Below are 18,311 nucleotides of genomic sequence, written 5' to 3' on the forward strand. Positions count from 1 at the left end.
TGGAGAAAACCCTTTATGCAACGGAAGATCGCTTATTTGCGCATTCCTTCCTGTTGGATGAAGGGTTTTTATCGTTTTTTGCCCGCGATAAGAGAGGAAGAAAGCCAATGAGAACACGTACAAAGTATTTGAGTATCTGTTTGCTTACCGCACTTCTCGGGAATACCTTCATGTCCCTGGTCCAGCCTCCCTCAACAGCCGCAGCGGCGGAAGCAAGCCGGAAAGAGTTGAATGTGTCCAAAACGCTGACTGCGCCGGTGATTGACGGCAAGTTCGATGAATCGTTTTGGTCCCTGACGGAGACGCTCGAAGTTCCATTAGGAGAAGGACTGAATACTGCGGCCAAGCTGGGTCTGCTTTGGGATAATCAGTATTTATATATTGGAATGGAGATGCAGGATGATGCCTTGATGTCGGACGCGGCAGGCTCCTGGTTCGAGCAGGATAGCGTGAGTCTGTTCTTTGATCCGAGTCTTCATCAGTCGGCTCCGTTCCAGAACAGCGACATGCAGGCGGGCTTTGTTTACAAGCCGGGTTCGGCCACGCCTCAGTTTCATTTCGGGGCAGCGCTAGGGAACCATGGAGCCAAGGATGAGAAGAACGTCCTGAGAGCCATTCGGACGACCGATAACGGCTGGTCATTGGAAGCCGCAGTACCTTGGAGCATGCTGGAGATGAATCCAGTGATCCAGAAGCAGGTGGGCTTCGAGGCGACCGCAACCGACCGGTATGGGGCCGACACGTCCCAGCAGCGGGTGAATGCCTGGAGCGCGTATCAATCCAGCTCCTTCTGGAACAATACGCAAGGCTACGGGGTGCTGACGCTAACCGATGATCAGCCGGTTTCAGGGATCGTGAATCCGGTGCTCCTTGAGGAGAACTTCGATGCCTATGGAAACGGAGAGATTCCATATGGTTGGATTTCGGACGTGAACGGAGGCAGCACACCGTTTTCGGTCGTTCAGGATACGTACGGCAACGGCAGAATGACGTTTTCCGGGACGGCGTCCGGTCAGCAGGGGCGCATCAGCGCTCCAGTCCAATGGGACAATTACACACTCGAAGCCGATGTCCGCTTTGACAGTGTGCTAAATTCCGCCCGATGGGCTGCCCTTATGTTCCGGGGCGCGTCGGATGGCAAAGCTCCTTATAATCAAATGGCTGTCCGGCAGAACGGCACGTATGAGGTGGCTTACCGGAAGCCGGATAACAGCTGGTCGGTAATCGCCAGCGGACCTTCGGAAGCTTTGGAAGTTGGAAAGGACTATAGCTTCAAGGTTCGGGTGTTTGACAATAACGTGAAGGAATATATCAAAGCCAAAGAGGATGAGGATTACAAGCTTCTGGTCGACAAGAGCTTTGCTACGGACCTGTTGGCCCGAGGGAAAGTGGGGTTCCAGGCCGACCAAAGCACGGTTTCCTTTGACAACCTGAAGGTTACCCGCATTACGGCGGATGAGCTGCGTCTACAAGTGCCTGCTTCCATTGAAGCATTGACAGGGCCTTTAACGGTAACAGGCAGCGTCTACTATTCCGATGGTTTGACAGAACCGCTGGAGGCCGGGAAGCTCCGGTTCTATTCCTCGGACGAAAGCATTGTAAAGGTAAGCGATGGCATGCTGTATCCGGTAAAAGAAGGAACGGTGACGCTAACGGCAGTTTACGCTAATGCGGATTGGTCCGGTTCAGTAACGGTTACGCCAAGCTCGAAAGGAGCAGCCGTAACCTCCCTTGCCCATGAAACCGGATATACGCTGGCCGAAACGGGCAAGGAGCTTGACCTGTCCGAATTACAGTTTGAGGCCAAGTTTAACGATTTTACTGAGAAGTCCATAACCGGCGCTGAGCTAGAATGGACTTCAAACGAGAGTAATGTGGAGATCCGTGACGGAAAGCTGGTTCCTCGTCAGAAAGGAATCTATTCCATTGTCGGCAAGAAGGATGAGGCCGCAGTGAAGCTGATGATTGTAGTGAAAGACGAAGGAGATGCCGAGTACGTACTCTATGAAAATAACTTTGATCAGGAAGCGGAAGGCGAGCTGCCGTCCGGCTGGTCGAGAATCGAAGGGACCACGAAAGCCAATGCGGCCGTAAAAGCCGGCGCTTTCGAGATCCGGGCAAGCGCCTCCCCGGACAATCCTTCCAGAGTGCTGCTTCCGGATTACTTATCGCTGTTTGGAGATTACAAAATCGAGGCGGATGTGACGCATCTCGCAGCCAATGATCTGGCAAGGTGGCACTCCATCATGTACCGGATTCAGAATCCGCAAGGCAGCGGGTCCCCTTACTATCAAATGGCCGTCCGGCAAAATGCAACGGCGGTCAACGGAGTGGAATTCGCGGAAAGAACGCCGACCAATGAGTGGAACGTCATGAATAAAGCCGCTTTTTCCGAAAAGATTAGCCCGGACAAAATGTATCATTACTCCGTTACGTCCTATGGCGATAGAGTCATGCAATCGATCAACGATAAAGTGCTGATTAATACGGCTAATGCCGGGGCTTATCTGAAAGGCGGCATCGGATTGCAGGCGAACGGCAGCGTCATGAAGGTGGATAATCTCCGGGTCACGCTGCAGTTGGAAGAGTTGCCTCCGCTGCCCGAAGAACGTTTCGTCTCCGTAGCCGAGACCGACACCAGAATTGCGCTTGCTCCATCCATCATCACGGAACTGGAAAGTGCGGAGCAGTTGAACGGGTTAAACCGCAGTCAAATGCCTGCGACTCTCTTTATTTATGTGAATAAAGACCTCAACGTGACGACTCCTGGCGGCAGCAAAGTCATCATGAGCCTGCAGGAAGCGATTGAGAAGATTGGAACGGTAATGATTCCGGCTTTTTACGTCAAGGACGAACAAACCGTAACCGCCTTGACGGATTATTTGAAAGACATCGATTTGGAGGATGCCTTTATCGTATCCGATAACCCCGATCTAGTGAAAAAGGGCAGGGAAGCGTACTTGATGATCCGCGGGATCGTCGATTTCAGCGGAGTGAAGGCGGCTAATGATGAAGAGCTGATGGATATTCGGAAACAGGCCACGCTTAGCAAAGCAAAGATTGTGATTTTGTCTCAGGCTGCGGCGACTAAGGACAATGTCGCATATCTTCAGCAGCGGACCATGATGGTTTGGGCCAAAGAAGGAAAGGGGACAGGAACTCAGGAGGAGTATGTGAACCTGCACCGCCTGATAACGGCAGGCGTCAATGGGATTGTAGCGAAGTCACCGGCGGAGGTCAGACGGGCGCTTCAGGTGTATTCCCATGAGACTACGCTCATTCGCAAGCCATATATTATCGGACACCGGGGAATGCCTTCGGTTGCTCCCGAGAACACGATCATCAGCAATGAGCTTGCCCTGGATGTCGGCGCGGATTACATTGAAAATGATATTTATCTGTCCAAGGATGGTCACCTGGTCATTATTCACGATAGCGTAGTAGATACGACGACCCATGGAACGGGTTTGGTGGAAAACATGACTTTGGAAGAGCTGCGGAAGCTAAAAGTGAAGCAGGTACCGGGTACCAATTATCCCGATGCAAGAATAGCGACGCTGGAGGAACAGATCGATCTGGCCAGGGAACGGGGCGCCATGGTTTACGCCGAAATCAAAACCGGTACGCCGGCGGCAGTGGATGCTTTTGTGAAATTGGTGAAAGAAAAAGATGCCGAGGATCTGATCAATGTCATGTCGTTCGATACGAACCAATTGACCCGGCTTGCCGAGCAGCTGCCCGACATGCCGCTTGGACTGTTGACCGGCGGATATGCGAACGAGAACCGGGTGAACGGCGCGCTTCGGGAGACGTTTAAAGTGATGCAGCAGTATGACAGCACGTTGAACACCAGCTATGGCGGGCTCGGGCCGAAGTTCATGGAGGCGGCTCACCATCGCGGCCTGATCGTTTCGCCTTGGACTTACAACAACAATGCCGAATTTAAATCGATATTTATGTTGGGTGTGTTCGGCATCACGACGGATTACGCATTTTGGGCGAAGGACTGGGACATTTTGCTGACGCCTCAGCAAACCGAGGTAACGCTTAAACAGGGAGAGAGTATTCAGTTATCGACTATCGTAGAGAGTTACAGCCGCAACCAAAAAACGGTCAGCCCGGAGATCGTGCTTCTGGATAACAGCGGAGTCGTCAAGCAGGATGAAGATGATCGCAGCCGGATTACGGCGAACAAGCCGGGCCGGACGTATGCTTTGCTGCGGTACACAGCCTCGCTGGATGCCGAGAAGGTTTACGATATTTACACGGAGCCGGTGTTGATTCAGGTATCCGGTAATGGAGATGGCGGCGGAGCTCCGGGCGGGGGCGGAGACGGAGGCGGCAACAACGGGAACAACGGAAACAATGGAAACAATGGAAACAATGGAAACAATGGCAATAACAGCAATAACAGCAATAACGGAAACAATAGCAATAACAGCAACAACAGTAATGGTAGCAATAATGGAGGTAGCGGTGTAAACAACGGAAGCGCCGGTTCCGGCAGCAACACTAACGTCGGAAATGGGGGCCCGGTAACTCCTTCGCCTGTGTTCGCGGATGTGGCCGGACACTGGGCTTCTGCTTCGATTCAACGTCTGGCGGAGCAAGGTCTCATGACCGGTTACGAGGACGGCACGTTCAAACCGGACCGCCTGGTAAGCAGGGCGGAGTTTGCGGCCATCATTTTCCGGATGCTGGGACTAGAGAGATCTTCGGCCAACACCGGCTTTAAGGATGTTCAGGCAGGCGCTTGGTATGCCGAGTACGTAAACGGGCTGCAGCAGGCCGGACTCATCAGCGGATTCCCGGATGGAACCTTCAAGCCCGGCCAACAGATTACGAGAGAAGAAGCGATGGTGATTTTGTACAAAGCGATCAAATCAGACCTAATGATGCCAAATGGCAAGACGGGATCTGATTTCAAGGATAAGGCACAGGTATCGGCCTGGGCATCACAGGCTGTACAAGCTTTAACCGCAGCCGGAGTAATTTCCGGCTATCCTGACGGCACGATGAAGCCGAAAGCGAATATTAGCCGGGGGGAAGTAGCGGCTATTATTGCCCGGTATATTAAATAACCTGTTTAAATTTAATTAGCATTCCGTCACTCAATATGGAGAGGCGGAATGCTTATTATTACATTCGAAAAAAAATACAAAAAAAGTGTTGCAAGGTATATTGGTATTTGGTATACTCAATCTTGTCGCTGCTTCAGAGCGAAATTAAATAAGGCCCGTTGGTCAAGGGGTTAAGACACCTCCCTTTCACGGAGGTAACAGGGGTTCGAATCCCCTACGGGTCACCAATTTGCGGTCGTGGTGGAATGGCAGACACGCTATCTTGAGGGGGTAGTGGGTGTATACCCGTGGAGGTTCGAGTCCTCTCGACCGCATACAAAACTGGAAAGCTCCTGCATATGCAGGGGCTTTTTTGTTGCATTCAGCATACATAGAACCGGCATAAGAATGGCGGATATTTCTCGGACATATTTTCTGGACAGGGGAACCTCGTTATGGTATCTATATGATAATGATAACCATTATCAATAAGGTGGAATTAATTTGCTGACCAATTATAATACTGACGGCCCTGGAGCTCGGCAATCCTCCGGCGGAAATGCTTGGACCATCCGGTTATGGGAGATGGGAATCTATGGTGGACAAGAACTGCCTTTAGATCCATGCCTGACTTGGAATATGGTACTGATCATCCTGCTTGAAGGAGAGGCCAGTATGGAAAGGAACGAGCAGGTTACCCGAATGGCCAAAGGAACCGCCTGCTTTTGTCCTCCGAACAGCACTTTCGGAATCCGTGCCGTTTCCGGGGCAAATGTCAGCATCGCGGTGTTTCAATTCAGCGTGTTCCAGACGGGAGACTCATCCGACCATGCATTATGCGAAGGGGTGCCGGCAGGAATATTTCCAGAGGGGATGATAGGCTTGGCTTCGGCAGAAGACCGGGTACACCACTGGGCCTTTTCGATTTATCAAAACTCCCGTCACCAAAAACTCCTAAAGCAGTGGAGAGCCCAGGTCGATTTTCAGGAAATGCTGTATGAAATTCTGGAGACGAGCGGGCAAAACTTCAACAATCAGGATAAAACCCGGATTCTGGAGAAGACCAGAATATATATGGAAGAGCATTACGGTGAAGATTTAACAACGGAACAGCTTGCCGGGATCGCTGAGCTGAGCCCGAAATATTTTGCCGAGGTGTTCAAGAAGACATACGGTTCCGGCGTCATGGAATTCTTGACTCAAATCCGAATGAATAAGGCGAAGCAGCTTATGCTGGGCACGGGCCGTTTACTTCGGGAAGTCGCCCATCAGGTGGGATACAGGGACGAATTTTATTTTAGCCGGAAGTTTAAAAAAGAGTTCGGTCTCCCGCCGTCAGCCTATATGAAGACGCACAAAAATAAACTTGCCGTGTACGGCTCCTCATCGATTCTCGGTTATCTGATCCCGCTTGAGGTCACCCCTTATGCCGCGCCGCTTCATCCTAAATGGTCCCGTTATTATCATCAGTCTCTCGCGCCGATCGTTCCCGTTCACCTCAGTGCCTATCGGCAGAACCATAACAAGGAAGAAAACTTGCAAAAGCTCAGCGCTTCACAGCCGGATTTGATCCTGTGCGCCACAGGTGTCGAGCCTTGGGAGAAAGAACGTCTAAAAGAGATAGCACCTATATATGAAATGAAGGAAAATGTCATTGGCTGGGAAGCCCAGCTTCGTGAATTAGCAGAGCTGCTTGGGAGAATGGAGGAAGCCGATCGATGGCTCGAAGGATACAACCGGAAACGGGCGGTCGTTTGCCGGAAGCTCCGGAATGAGCAGGATATGAGCTTGAACTCTCGCATGTTGCCGCTCCGTTTTCATAGAAACGAGTTATGCCTGAATCAAGGACCGGGGATCAACGAGGTATTGTTCGGGATTTTAGGTTTTATGCCTTCATCTTTAATGGACAACAACGCTCATACGAATCCCTTTACAACTTCCCATCTGGTCGATTGTGATGCGGACCATTTATGGCTGCTGATTCGTCAAGACACGGAAACTCTGGAATACTGGAAGACGCTACAGTCCTCTCCCGAATGGATGGGCCTCCCTGCGGTTCGGGCCGGAAGGGTGCATGTACTCTCGTCTTATCCTTGGCGGGAATATTCTCCTATCGCTATATTGCGAATGTTGGAGGAGATCGAGGATATCATTTCCGTAAATAATCCATGAAAGTTCCGGTAATATTCCATGGCGAAAAATGCCGATTCTCTTTACGATAAAAATGATAATAATTATCATTATCAATATATTGGAGATAGGAAGGGAGTAGCAGGTATAAATGAAACAGACGAAGTGGATCGTGGGGTTGTTATTAGTATTTATGCTAGCATTAACGGCTTGCGGAGAGAAGAAAGAGACATCCGGAACTGCTTCCGGCAACGCAACTGCAAATGCTGAGACAAATGTGGAAGCGTCGGAGAATTCCGAGGCACAGCAAGCACAGCAAGAAACCAGAACCGTGAAATACCTGGACAAGGAATATACGCTGCCGGCGAAGACAGAACGAATTGTCATTACCGGGGCCGTCGAAGCGATGGAAGACTCGATCGTACTTGACGTAAAACCGGTTGGAGCCATCACGTTCTCCGGCGAGTTTCCGGAGCTGTTCCAATCGATTACAACGGATGCCGAATCCGTCGGCGAAAAGACCGAGCCGAATTTCGAGACGATTTTAGCTCTGAAGCCAGACGTAATCCTGGGGAGCACCAAGTTCAAGCCGGAAGTGATGGAACAGCTGAGTAAAATTGCCCCAACCATTCCTTACTCCCATGTCTCTACGGATTGGGAAAGCAACCTGCAATTGCTTGGAGAATTGAGTGGAAAGCAGGAGCAGGCCAAACAGACGATTGAGAAATACAAGGCGGATTTGGAGACAGCCAAGTCACAGCTTAGCGATACCGTAAAAGGTGGAAAAGTAATCGCGCTACGTATCCGTGCAGGTGAATTGTACATTTATCCGGAAAAAGTGTTCTTTAATCCTGTCCTGTACGAGGAACTCGGCTTTACCGTGCCGGCGGAAGTTAAGGCAGCAAAAGCACAGGAACTGGTATCCAAAGAGAAGTTTGCGGAAATGAATCCGGACTACCTGTTCTTGCAATTCTCCCCGGACGAAAACAAAGACACGCCTAATGCGCTCGAAGAGTTCCAGAATGACCCGATCATCAAAAACATATCCGCCGTCAAAAACGGAAAACTGTTCGTCAATGTGGTTGATCCTTTGGCTCAAGGGGGCACGGCTTACAGTAAGATCGAATTTCTGAAAGCAGCGGTTAGTCAGTTGACAAAATAGCTTAGAATAAGGCGTGTTGAAAATGAGACACAAAAAAATACTGCCGGCGTTCATCCTAGCGATGGCTCCGGCAGTCGCTCTTTTATTGATCATGGTATCCATCCGTTACGGCGCAAAAAATATGACCTTCGATACCGTCTGGAATGCGGTATTTTCATTTGACCAAAACAGTCTTGATCACCAAATCGTGATGACCTCCAGACTGCCGAGAGCCGTAGGCGCTATGCTCATCGGTGCCTTTCTCGCGATTTCAGGGGCGCTGATGCAGGGGATTACAAGGAACTATCTTGCCTCTCCTTCGATTATGGGCGTATCGGACGGTTCGGTGTTTGCCGTGACCTTGTTCATGGTCCTTATGCCGAATGCTCATCCGGATCTCTACATTTTAAGCTCGCTGCTCGGGTCTGCGGCAGGTGCGGCAATCGTATTCGGTCTGGCATGGGCGATTCCCCAGGGAATGAGCCCCGTGCGGCTGGCGATTTTGGGTACGGTGATCGGAAGTTTTCTGAGCGGGACCGCGAGCGCGGTTGCTGCGTATTTTCAGCTATCGCAAAAAGTCAGCTTTTGGTATAATGCCCGGCTGCATCAATTGGACCCGGAATTGATCAAGCTTAGCATTCCATTTGCGATCGCAGGCTTGCTGCTAAGCCTGACCTTGACGAAATCAGTCTCGGCGTTATCCCTGGGCGAAGAGACGGCGGCGGGGCTGGGTATGCGGATATGGCTGGTGAAAGGACTCGCCATGCTGGCGGTCGTCATTTTGACCGGGGTGTCCGTGGCGCTGGCCGGCAAGGTTGCGTTTGTCGGGTTGATCATCCCCCATATCGCGAGATTTGTGTCCGGTTCCGATTACAGGTGGGTCATCCCCGTATCCGGGGTACTGGGAGGTCTGTTCCTGACGGCCAGCGATATTATCGCCCGGTTCCTGAACTACCCGTTCGAAACTCCGGTGGGTGTCGTGACCGCCTTGTTCGGCGTGCCGTTCTTCCTTTATCTCATCAGGACGAAGGGAGGGGAACAGCGTGCCTAAATCTTCGAACGGCAGGTTCGTCACGGTGCTGGCATGCGGAATCCTGGTCGTATTCGTTGCGGTCTACTTCAGCTTGACTAACGGGACGTTCGACATTTCCGTAATGAACATTTTAAAAACGATTCTGCGCATCCATCATCAGGCGGATTATGATCTGGTCATCTTCGATTTCCGGCTTCCCCGGATCGTATTGGGGCTGCTTATCGGCTTCGCGCTGGGTATTGCCGGGACGGTTATTCAAGGGATTACGCGCAATGGACTGGCCGATCCCGGGATTCTGGGGATTAACGCGGGGGCCGGCATGGCGGTCGTCTTGTTTATGCTGCTGATCCAGGGCACCATGAGCCTGACCGGCTGGATGGGCGTGATGGCGATGCCGCTGTTTGGACTGGTCGGAGGGATTGCTGCCACGGCGGTCATCTTTTTATTTGCAAGACAGGGCGGCAAGCTGGATCCCCAGCGCTTGATTCTGGTCGGAATCGCGATGAGCTCCGGATTTGGCGCCGTGACGATGTACGTCTCGCTTAAGATGAATCCGCAGGACTATGAAACGGCCGCAGTTTGGCTGGCCGGCAGTCTTCATGGCGCCAATTGGAAGTTTGTCGTCGCCACGCTGCCCTGGATGTTGACGATTCCTGTGGTCATCTGGCTCCGTTCACATGTGCTCGATCTGTTCCAGATGACCGAAGATAGCGTAAAAGGGCTTGGCGTAGCGGTGGAGCGGGAGAAGAACCTGTTATTGCTGTGCAGCATCGGCCTGGTTAGCGCAAGCGTCGCCGTTTCGGGTTCGATCAGCTTCGTCGGATTAATCGCTCCTCATTTGGCGCGGCAGCTGGTTGGATTACGGCATAAGCATATTCTCCCGGTCAGCGGTGTCGCAGGGGCGGCAATCGTCGTCATTAGCGATTTTATCGGCAAAACCTTATTTGCTCCTGCCGAATTGGCAGCAGGTATTGTGGTGTCCATTCTGGGAGTGCCTTATTTCGTCTACCTGCTGCTTCGGAGCAGAAAATAAAAAGCAGAGGCTCGACAGAGGGGGCATGATGTGTAAATGAAGCTTTTTAGACAGATGACGATTGGGACTAGAGAAGTGCTGTTGTATTTGCCGCCATCCTATGAAGATTCCGACCGCCGTTATCCGGTGGCTTACGTCCAGGATGGAGGCTTTCTGTTTACGGGATGCATCCGGTATCTTGAACATCTGTTTGCTTCGGAACAGTTAGGCGAAGTGATTCTGGTCGGGCTGGAAACGGAGGACCGGAATGCTGAATATACGCCGTGGCCTGCCGGTTCGGTGGGCGGGAATGGCGATGGATTCGGCGGCAAAGGCAGAGATTACGTAGATGAGGTTGCGGATGTTCTCAAACCTTACATCGATGCCAACTACCGGACTTTGAAGGAGCCGGAGCATACGGCGATGATCGGCGGATCGCTCGGCGGCTTGATCTCCTGGTTTGCAGGATATTGGAGACCCGAGGTATTCGGGCGGCTCGGTCTTTTGTCGGCTTCTCTTTGGTACGAAGGGGTCATGGAATTTATCAGCAATTCCTCAGAGCTGCAGTATGATCTCCAGCGTGATCTCCGGATTTATATGTCCATTGGAGGTTTAGAAGGGAAATACAAGACGAACTCACAACGAAATATGGTCAGGTATAATGAGGAATTGCACAAGCTTCTGCAGGAGCGGGGATTCCCGGAAGACCGCTTGACCTTTGAGTTTGAGCCTGAGGGAACGCATGACGATTTATTTATGATAAAAAGATTTCCCGAAGCGCTGAAGCGGCTATTTGGTCCTGTCCCTAAATCGCCGGTTTCCGTCAGGGGTGATACAAGCCGGTATTCCGTCCCGGGAACGGTGGTCTGGCGAATGACCGCCAAGGGAACAGGCCATGAATATAGAATCTTCATCGCCGTGCCCGACAGTCCTCTGCCGGAGGAAGGGTACCCGGTTATTTATTCGCTAGATGCCAATGCGTCCTTTGCAACTCTGGCGGAATCCATGCGGATGCAGGCGCGTGGACCTCATGGAATCCCTGCGGCTGTTATCGTTGGAATCGGGTATGATTCCAATGATCCGATCGTTAGCGGAGAGAGGTTCCGTGATTATACGGTATATGCGGACGCCAGTGAACTTCCCCTTCGTCCGGGAGGTCTTGCCTGGCCGAAAACGGGAGGAGCGGATGTATTTCTTGATTTTATCGAGCAGCAGCTTAAGCCAGAAGTTGAGCGGTATGTAAGGATCAATACTTCCAGACAGACCTTGTTTGGGCATTCGCTTGGCGGATTTTTGACCTTGTACGGGTTGTTCGCGCGTCCGGGAACGTTCCAGCGTTATGCAGCGGCAAGTCCGTCCGTCTGGTGGAAGAATAAGATGCTTTATAGCAAGTGGGAGGAAGTCAAGCCGCAGTTTACCGCATCGGGAAGAACACCAGAACTGCTCGTTATCGTGGGCACGGAAGAAAAGGAATCTATGATCCGGGATGCGAGAGAGCTGGTGAGGAGGCTGCGGTTGACCGAAACCGGTCTCTCCGTAATGTTTAAAGAAATCGAGGAAGAAGGGCATGTGTCCGTGCTACCTTCTTTGATGAGTCCGCTGCTGCGATTCGCAACCCAATATGAATAAGAACGAACAATAACCGCCAAGAGACTGAGATGTCTTCCGGCGGTTATTTTTTGATACTTGACGTATTAGATCAGATGCTTCAACGCATAAGATACACCATGTTCGTCATTCTTTCGGGTTACGGCAGTACTGAGCTTTTTGATCTCATCCACGGCATTACCCATAGCGATGCGGGTACCCGCGATACGGAACATGGATATATCGTTATAGCTGTCCCCGATGACCACTGTGTCTTCCAGGGGCACCTCGTAGTGTTCCGCCAGAAACTGCAGAGCTCGTCCTTTGTCCGTTTCGGTCGAAATGACTTCCAGCGTATGGTCGGCAGAGGAAGTGGTGTGTACGTAAGGATGGTTATCAAAGTGGCTTCGGATCGCATTCAGTTTGGTTTCATTATAGGTAAAGATAAGGAGCTTGTACGCTGAATTCCCGGATTTGATGATGTCCAGAGGCTGTTCGGTAGGTTTGATGCCGAATTGTACAAACTGGACAAGCGCGCTCTCCCATAATTGATCGTAGTCTATATCGGGATTGGCGCTCTTGTTTACATCCATCTCCGCACGCAGCTTATCTTCACCCCGTGAAGGAGAGTAGATGGCATCCGGGCAAAAGATTTCAAAATAAACATCCTGCTCTTCCAAATAGGCGATAGCCTCCATAGCGGTTTGACGCTTAATCGGCGTTTCTTTTAATAATTGGCCGTTCTCGTCATGAATAGCCGCTCCGTTAAATGAAATGATGGGCAGCTTTATATCGTCTCCTACCAGATGGCGCACATCATAGCCGGCTCTTCCTGTGCAAATTGCGACTCGATGATGGCGTTGTTCCAGCATGTCACGGATCGCAGCCAGCCCCTCCCCGCTCGGTTTGCTTTCCGAGGTCAACAGCGTTCCGTCCAAATCTATAGCAATTAATTTCATGATTATTCCTCCTTGTCTCAAGTTGTCTGCCTGTGCTGGAATGAGTATAAAACATGAAATGCATTTCAGGTCAACCCTTATTGTATGTGAAGTATGGAACGGTATGCAGTCGGGCTAAGTGTAATGTGAACGAAGTGGTGTCGTTAGTGTAGAGAGGATGGCAGGGGTCATGGCAGGAATGATTGGGCTGCTATAGATCGTTCGGCTGGTCCAAGATTGAGGAATATTGCGGATACAACAGCCTGATGCATTCGGGACAAATATCGTGGGTAAATTCGGCATGGGTATGCTTCATTAAGTATTCTTCGATGGAATTCCAGTTTTCTTGCTCGTCCTTGATTTGCTTACATACCGCACAGATTGGCAGTAAACCGCGCAAGGTACGAATTTGACAAGTGGCCTCTTTTAATTGTGATTCAAGCTCCTTATAGCCCGTAATGTCGGAATATACAAGCAGCATGCCGCGAAGCCGTATCATCCCTTCCAAATTAAGCGGAACCGCTTCCAAGAGATACCATCTTGATTCTAGGTGGTTAGAGTAAATCTCGGTGGAGTAGTAGAGGCTGTTACCTTCCAGAATACACTTTAAACTGGGCCACAATTCGCGGACGAGTGGTGCATTGTCACCAATGAAGTTCTCGAAATGTCGCTCGAGATTTAATCCCGGACGATCCCACAGCGGGGATAACCCGTGCAATAACGCAAGCTTTACCCAAGTCCGGTTGACGAATTGAATCGTTCCATTGGGATCGACGAAGGCCACGCCTTTGGGAAGAAAATGTGCGGCTTCCTTCAGTAAAGAAAGGGGTTCGGTCACGGTTTACGCTCCTATAGTCCAAAATTAGATGAATAGAAACATACATAGGCTGCTCGGCCTATTATTTGTTGGAAATTTTATGTTATAATTGGCCGATGACAGGAGCACAAAAAAGTGTTCAGTTCATTATATGCGTAAAAACGTTATTTAACAATAATGAATACTTAAATGCGTAATCCGGCGTATTTTGAAGGAAGGTCGAAGAAGTTTGTCTATCTATGACAGGATTGAACTTTTGATTAAGACTAAAGGTCTCATGAAAAAGGAGTTTTGTCTCGAACTAGGAATCAGTACGGGAAATCTGGGAGATTGGAAACGGGGAAAGTCGACGCCGAGCACGAACAAATTGATCGAGATATCAGCTTATTTTGATGTCAGTTTGGATTGGCTTTTGACCGGTCGCGAAAGAACCGCTATACAGATTCAGGAAAGCAGCGCTGTATACGCAGCCAACCTCACGATGAACTGGGAGAAGCTGGCCGGCGATTTAACACCAAAAGAGGCGCTCTTTATTCAAGAGTATCTGGAGTTTGCAAGGTATCGGAAACACAAGAAAGAGGGAGGGAATTAATTCCACTTTACATTTAGTAAACACAATTATATAATAAAAAATGTTCGTTTCTGAAACTGCCGAGCGGTCGTGGTGGAATGGCAGACACGCTATCTTGAGGGGGTAGTGGGCGTATGCCCGTGGAGGTTCGAGTCCTCTCGACCGCATCATATTTAACAAAGGAAAGTCCCTGGACATGGTCCGGGGACTTTCTTTTTTTACGTATCCGGAACATTTCTCTGACATTCCCCTAATACTGGCCCTTTAAACTCTACATAGTGTCAATAAATGGGAGGGGACAAAATGAATAAATTCTGGAGAGGGCTTGCAGCTTCCGGGTTAGCATTATCTGTCATCGCAGCCGGGCCGGCGGCCGTCGCTAAAGAAAACGGGAATGAAGCGGCAGGCGGGAAGTCGAAAAATCTGATCGTATTGATCGGGGACGGCATGGGGCCGGCGCAAGTATCGGCAGCACGGTATTATCAGCAGTATGTCAAAGGAATTGATAAATTGAACCTCGACCCCTATTACGTCGGGCAGGCTACTACATACGCCGACCGCGGTGAAGACGGCGGTACGATCGTCTCCGGAATCGTTACGGATTCGGCTTCGGCCGGAACCGCTTTTGCAACCGGACATAAAACCTATAATGCGGGCATCAGCGTTTCCAATGAGGATGTTTCCAAGCCTTTCGCTTCCATTATTGAAGCGGCCGAAATTAACGGAAAATCTACAGGCCTCGTGACGACTGCACGGATTACTCACGCTACTCCGGCCGTATATGCTTCGCATGTCCGGAGCCGCGACAACGAAAGTGCGATTGCTTCCCAATATCTGGACAGCGGAGTGGATGTATTGTTCGGCGGAGGCAAATCTTTCTTCGTGACCAAAGAGGAGAAGGGCAAACGGACTGATAAAAACCTGCTCCCTGATTTTGAGGCCAAGGGCTACAAAATAGTAGAGAATGCACAAAGCCTGAAGTCGCTGACCGCGAAAGACGCCAAGGTGCTTGGGCTGTTCGGTGGCTCGCATGTTGCTTACGTACCGGATAGATCGTCGGAAACGCCAAGCCTTGCGGATATGACATCCAAAGCGCTGGAAATCCTGTCTGCAGATTCGGACGGCTTTGCGATCATGATTGAAGGCGGCCGGATCGACCATGCCGGACATGCCAACGATCTTCCGACCATGGTGCAGGAAGCCCTGGACTTCGATGCCGCTTTTAAAGTTGCGATAGATTTTGCGAAAAAGAACGGAAATACTTCCGTCGTAGTAACCGCGGACCATGAGACAGGCGGACTGTCGCTGTCCAGAGATAATATTTACGAGGTAAATATCGATCTGTGGGATAAGCAGAAGCATTCGTCGGAGTCCTTGATCGCCGCATTGGATGGAGCCAAAACGGTAGCCGATATCAAGAAAATCGTGTCCGAAAACACTTGGATTAACGATTTGACCAATGAGGAAGCACAGCAGATTTTGGATGGAGACGGTTCTTCCTATAAGCGGGAAGGCGGATATAACGCCGTCATCTCCAAGCGTTTGTTGATCGGCTGGTCCGGTCACGGCCATTCGGCGGTGGATGTAGGCGTTTGGGCTTACGGACCGATTGCCGATAAGCTGAAAGGGCAGGTCGACAATACGCAAATCGCGATTGCCGGGGCGGAAGTGCTTGGTGTTGACTTATCCAAAGCCACCTCCAATTTGCAATCTAAGCATTTGTATCCGAAGTTCAAAATTAACCGTGACAAAGAGGTGCTCTATCCGGCTAAAGCTTTAACCGAATCGCTTGGAGGAACTTACCAGGCAACCGGAAATAACGTGACATTAACCGGAAAAGGCGCAACCATAACCGTCGATCTTGGCGCGGGAACGGCCAAAACGGGCGGCAAGTCCGCTTCCTTTACCGTAGACGTGGACAACGGAACCTTATACCTGCCGCTGTCGGCATTCAATCAGCTTACCGGCAAAACGCTGAAATGGGATGCTTTGTCGGAACGGATCCAATTAAATTAACGGAACAGGTCAAGACAAAACAAGGCAGAAGAAAACAGGAGAAGCCGCTTCTCCTGTTTTCCTTTTCATGATGGTTAGGGGGAAGAGTCATGCTTCAGATCCGCGGTTTGAGGAAACAGTTTCATGTGGCGGGAAAAGAGATTCCGATTCTGGACATTCCGGAATGGCATGTCGGACAAGGCGAAAAAATCGCGATTACCGGACCGAGCGGCTCCGGCAAAAGCACGTTGCTTCACTTGATTAGCGGCATTATGCGGCCGGATGAAGGGGATATCCTGATCGGAGAGAACAAGCTATCCGGCATGAGCGAGGCACTCCGAGACCGTTTTCGGGGAGAGCATATCGGTTACATTCTTCAGGATTTTCATCTCATACCCTCTCTTACGGCGAAAGAAAATGTGGAGATCGCTTTACCCGGGAACCGGAATACCGGGCGGAGCGAACGCCTCGAACTCATCAACCACTGGTTTGAACGGGTTGGGATGCTGGAGCGGAGGGATCATAAGCCCTCCCAGCTCTCCAGAGGACAACAGCAGCGTGTGGCCATTATCCGGGCGCTGATCTCAGGACCATCGCTGGTCCTTGCCGATGAACCGACAGGCAGTCTGGACTGGGAGACCGCGGACGAAATCGCGGAGCTCCTGCTGGAGCTATGCGGGAGCGACCGTCATACCCTGCTTGTCGTTACCCATGATTTAAGAATGGCGGAGCGTTTCCCGGCATGCAGGCACATTCATGAAATTAACGAAATTCATCGCCGGGTTCGTAAGCAAGGGGGGCTTGCGATATGAGTCTCCTCCGTTATTTATTTAAAAATTTGCTGCACCGTAAATATTTATCGCTGTTGACGATTGTGTCCGTCTCCGCAACCGTCGCCTTTATCATTTTGCTTACCTTGTCAAAAGCGGGTGTAGAGCAAGGAGCGGAGAAAGGCTATGGTCCGTTCGATTTGGTGATCGGGGCGGCGGGCAGCGAAAGTCAGCTTGTGTTGAACACGTTTTATCATGTTGGTGCACCAACCGGGAATATACCTGGTGAAACACTGGAGAAGGTGCGTGAGAACAACTCCGTCGAAAAGGCGTACGCTTTGACGACAGGTGACCATTATAACGAATATCCGATCGTCGGTATCGATCCGCAATATTTTATGACCAGGTACGGCGATCAGCCGATGACAGAAGGGCATTTATATGGGCAGACCGGAGAAGTCGTGATCGGTGCTTATGCGGCGAAAATGCTTCATGTGCAGGTCGGAGATACGTTTTCAGGGGCGCATGGCCTGGTGGAAGAGGTTCATCTCGAAGAAGAGGAGAATCACGGAGAGCATGATGAACATGAGGGTTTTGTCTATACGGTCAAGGGAATTTTGCCGCGGCTGAATACCCCGGATGACCGGGCTATTTTTACGACGGTGGACTATGCATGGGCTGTTCATGGGGAAGCCGCAGAAGACCGCGATATAACGGCTATCCTTGTGAAGCCAGCAACCCTGCAGGCCGGGCAGGATTTACGGTCCTTGCTTGAAGGAGAAGGCCGGGTTCAAGTTATTTATACAAGCAAAGCGGTTGCCGATGTGGTTAATCTCGTGGATAAAGGCTCCGAACTGCTTGGAATCGTGACGGCGCTATGCATTTTGCTGGCTGCGGTGTCGATCCTGCTTTCCTTGATCGCCGCTGCAGGAGAGCGGACGAAGGATGCGGGGCTGCTGCGTCTTTTGGGGAAAACGCGTGGTTATATCGTGATGGCCATGTTGGGCGAAGGTCTGGTTCTGACAGGGGCCGGGCTCGTCCTTGGGATTGCGGCGGGTCATGTCGGTGGTTACTTTTTGCGGGACGCTCTGTTTCAATACGCCGGAATTCAAATTTCACCGTTCCTTGTTTCAGGTGATCACGCTTTAATCGCAGCAGGCACTCTCGCGATCGGAATCGCAGCTGCATTGCTGCCCGCTGTCCGGATGTATCGGCTGGATCCGCTCGCCTTGTTCAAAGCTTAAGGAGGTAGATGAG

At 50.9% G+C, this 18,311-nt stretch carries 12 protein-coding genes and 3 tRNA genes; 13 read left to right on the plus strand and 2 right to left on the minus strand.

The window, feature by feature from the left end:
* The first annotated feature begins 107 nt into the window (after positions 1-107).
* The 8 genes from KB559_RS10640 (at position 108) to KB559_RS10675 (ending at position 12,005) form a co-directional block, all read left to right on the plus strand.
* On the plus strand, positions 108-5,081 hold the full coding sequence (locus KB559_RS10640) for an S-layer homology domain-containing protein (RefSeq protein ID WP_211021712.1): 4,974 nt from the start codon (positions 108-110) through the stop codon (positions 5,079-5,081).
* 152 nt (positions 5,082-5,233) lie between these two features.
* Positions 5,234-5,308 (plus strand) — tRNA-Glu (locus tag KB559_RS10645).
* A gap of 4 nt (positions 5,309-5,312) precedes the next feature.
* A tRNA-Leu gene (locus tag KB559_RS10650) sits at positions 5,313-5,395 on the plus strand.
* 169 nt (positions 5,396-5,564) lie between these two features.
* On the plus strand, positions 5,565-7,232 hold the full coding sequence (locus KB559_RS10655; protein ID WP_211021713.1) for a helix-turn-helix domain-containing protein: 1,668 nt from the start codon (positions 5,565-5,567) through the stop codon (positions 7,230-7,232).
* 109 nt (positions 7,233-7,341) lie between these two features.
* Positions 7,342-8,352: an ABC transporter substrate-binding protein gene (locus KB559_RS10660; RefSeq protein WP_211021714.1), complete on the plus strand. Its 1,011-nt coding sequence runs from the start codon at positions 7,342-7,344 to the stop codon at positions 8,350-8,352.
* A gap of 22 nt (positions 8,353-8,374) precedes the next feature.
* Complete coding sequence (locus KB559_RS10665) at positions 8,375-9,382, plus strand: FecCD family ABC transporter permease (RefSeq protein ID WP_211021715.1); 1,008 nt, start codon at positions 8,375-8,377, stop codon at positions 9,380-9,382.
* A complete protein-coding gene (locus KB559_RS10670; RefSeq protein ID WP_211021716.1) occupies positions 9,375-10,397 on the plus strand; it encodes a FecCD family ABC transporter permease in 1,023 nt (340 codons plus the stop codon). The genes KB559_RS10665 and KB559_RS10670 overlap by 8 nt, the downstream gene beginning before the upstream one ends.
* 36 nt (positions 10,398-10,433) lie before the next feature.
* Positions 10,434-12,005 carry an alpha/beta hydrolase gene (locus KB559_RS10675; protein WP_211021717.1) on the plus strand — a complete coding sequence of 524 codons (1,572 nt, stop codon included), beginning with the start codon at positions 10,434-10,436 and terminating at the stop codon, positions 12,003-12,005.
* A 65-nt stretch (positions 12,006-12,070) separates the two neighbouring features.
* Here KB559_RS10675 and KB559_RS10680 read toward each other — a convergent pair whose 3' ends face one another.
* Both KB559_RS10680 and KB559_RS10685 read right to left on the minus strand, forming a co-directional pair.
* Positions 12,071-12,922 (minus strand): Cof-type HAD-IIB family hydrolase, encoded by an 852-nt coding sequence (locus tag KB559_RS10680; protein WP_211021718.1) that lies wholly within the window; start codon positions 12,920-12,922, stop codon positions 12,071-12,073.
* A gap of 190 nt (positions 12,923-13,112) precedes the next feature.
* Positions 13,113-13,739 carry a PAS domain-containing protein gene (locus tag KB559_RS10685; RefSeq protein WP_211021719.1) on the minus strand — a complete coding sequence of 209 codons (627 nt, stop codon included), beginning with the start codon at positions 13,737-13,739 and terminating at the stop codon, positions 13,113-13,115.
* A gap of 256 nt (positions 13,740-13,995) precedes the next feature.
* Here KB559_RS10685 and KB559_RS10690 point away from each other — a divergent pair, with 256 nt between their 5' ends.
* From KB559_RS10690 to KB559_RS10710, 5 genes are all read left to right on the plus strand, one after another.
* Complete coding sequence (locus KB559_RS10690) at positions 13,996-14,310, plus strand: helix-turn-helix domain-containing protein (RefSeq protein WP_244861582.1); 315 nt, start codon at positions 13,996-13,998, stop codon at positions 14,308-14,310.
* Positions 14,311-14,373: 63 nt separating this feature from the next.
* Positions 14,374-14,456: transfer RNA gene (locus tag KB559_RS10695), tRNA-Leu, on the plus strand.
* A gap of 136 nt (positions 14,457-14,592) precedes the next feature.
* On the plus strand, positions 14,593-16,305 hold the full coding sequence (locus KB559_RS10700; protein WP_211021721.1) for an alkaline phosphatase: 1,713 nt from the start codon (positions 14,593-14,595) through the stop codon (positions 16,303-16,305).
* An 89-nt stretch (positions 16,306-16,394) separates the two neighbouring features.
* The gene (locus KB559_RS10705) at positions 16,395-17,096 is read left to right on the plus strand and encodes an ABC transporter ATP-binding protein (RefSeq protein ID WP_211021722.1); all 702 of its coding nucleotides are present in this window, start codon (positions 16,395-16,397) and stop codon (positions 17,094-17,096) included.
* Entirely contained in the window at positions 17,093-18,298 is a 1,206-nt protein-coding gene (locus tag KB559_RS10710) for an ABC transporter permease (RefSeq protein ID WP_211021723.1), read from the plus strand. The genes KB559_RS10705 and KB559_RS10710 overlap by 4 nt, the downstream gene beginning before the upstream one ends.
* Positions 18,299-18,311 lie beyond the last annotated feature (13 nt).

It is taken from the genome of Paenibacillus sp. Marseille-P2973, assembly GCF_018101095.1.
Lineage (GTDB): Bacteria > Bacillota > Bacilli > Paenibacillales > Paenibacillaceae > Fontibacillus > Fontibacillus vini.

What these genes read in the sequence shown, in the direction of transcription:
- KB559_RS10640 (WP_211021712.1), top strand. Translation starts at nt 108, where the DNA reads ATGAGAACACGTACAAAGTATTTGAGTATCTGTTTGCTTACCGCACTT.
- KB559_RS10660 (WP_211021714.1), top strand. Translation starts at nt 7,342, where the DNA reads ATGAAACAGACGAAGTGGATCGTGGGGTTGTTATTAGTATTTATGCTA.
- KB559_RS10665 (WP_211021715.1), top strand. Translation starts at nt 8,375, where the DNA reads ATGAGACACAAAAAAATACTGCCGGCGTTCATCCTAGCGATGGCTCCG.
- KB559_RS10675 (WP_211021717.1), top strand. Translation starts at nt 10,434, where the DNA reads ATGAAGCTTTTTAGACAGATGACGATTGGGACTAGAGAAGTGCTGTTG.
- KB559_RS10680 (WP_211021718.1), bottom strand. Translation starts at nt 12,922, where the DNA reads ATGAAATTAATTGCTATAGATTTGGACGGAACGCTGTTGACCTCGGAA.
- KB559_RS10690 (WP_244861582.1), top strand. Translation starts at nt 13,996, where the DNA reads ATGAAAAAGGAGTTTTGTCTCGAACTAGGAATCAGTACGGGAAATCTG.
- KB559_RS10700 (WP_211021721.1), top strand. Translation starts at nt 14,593, where the DNA reads ATGAATAAATTCTGGAGAGGGCTTGCAGCTTCCGGGTTAGCATTATCT.
- KB559_RS10705 (WP_211021722.1), top strand. Translation starts at nt 16,395, where the DNA reads ATGCTTCAGATCCGCGGTTTGAGGAAACAGTTTCATGTGGCGGGAAAA.
- KB559_RS10710 (WP_211021723.1), top strand. Translation starts at nt 17,093, where the DNA reads ATGAGTCTCCTCCGTTATTTATTTAAAAATTTGCTGCACCGTAAATAT.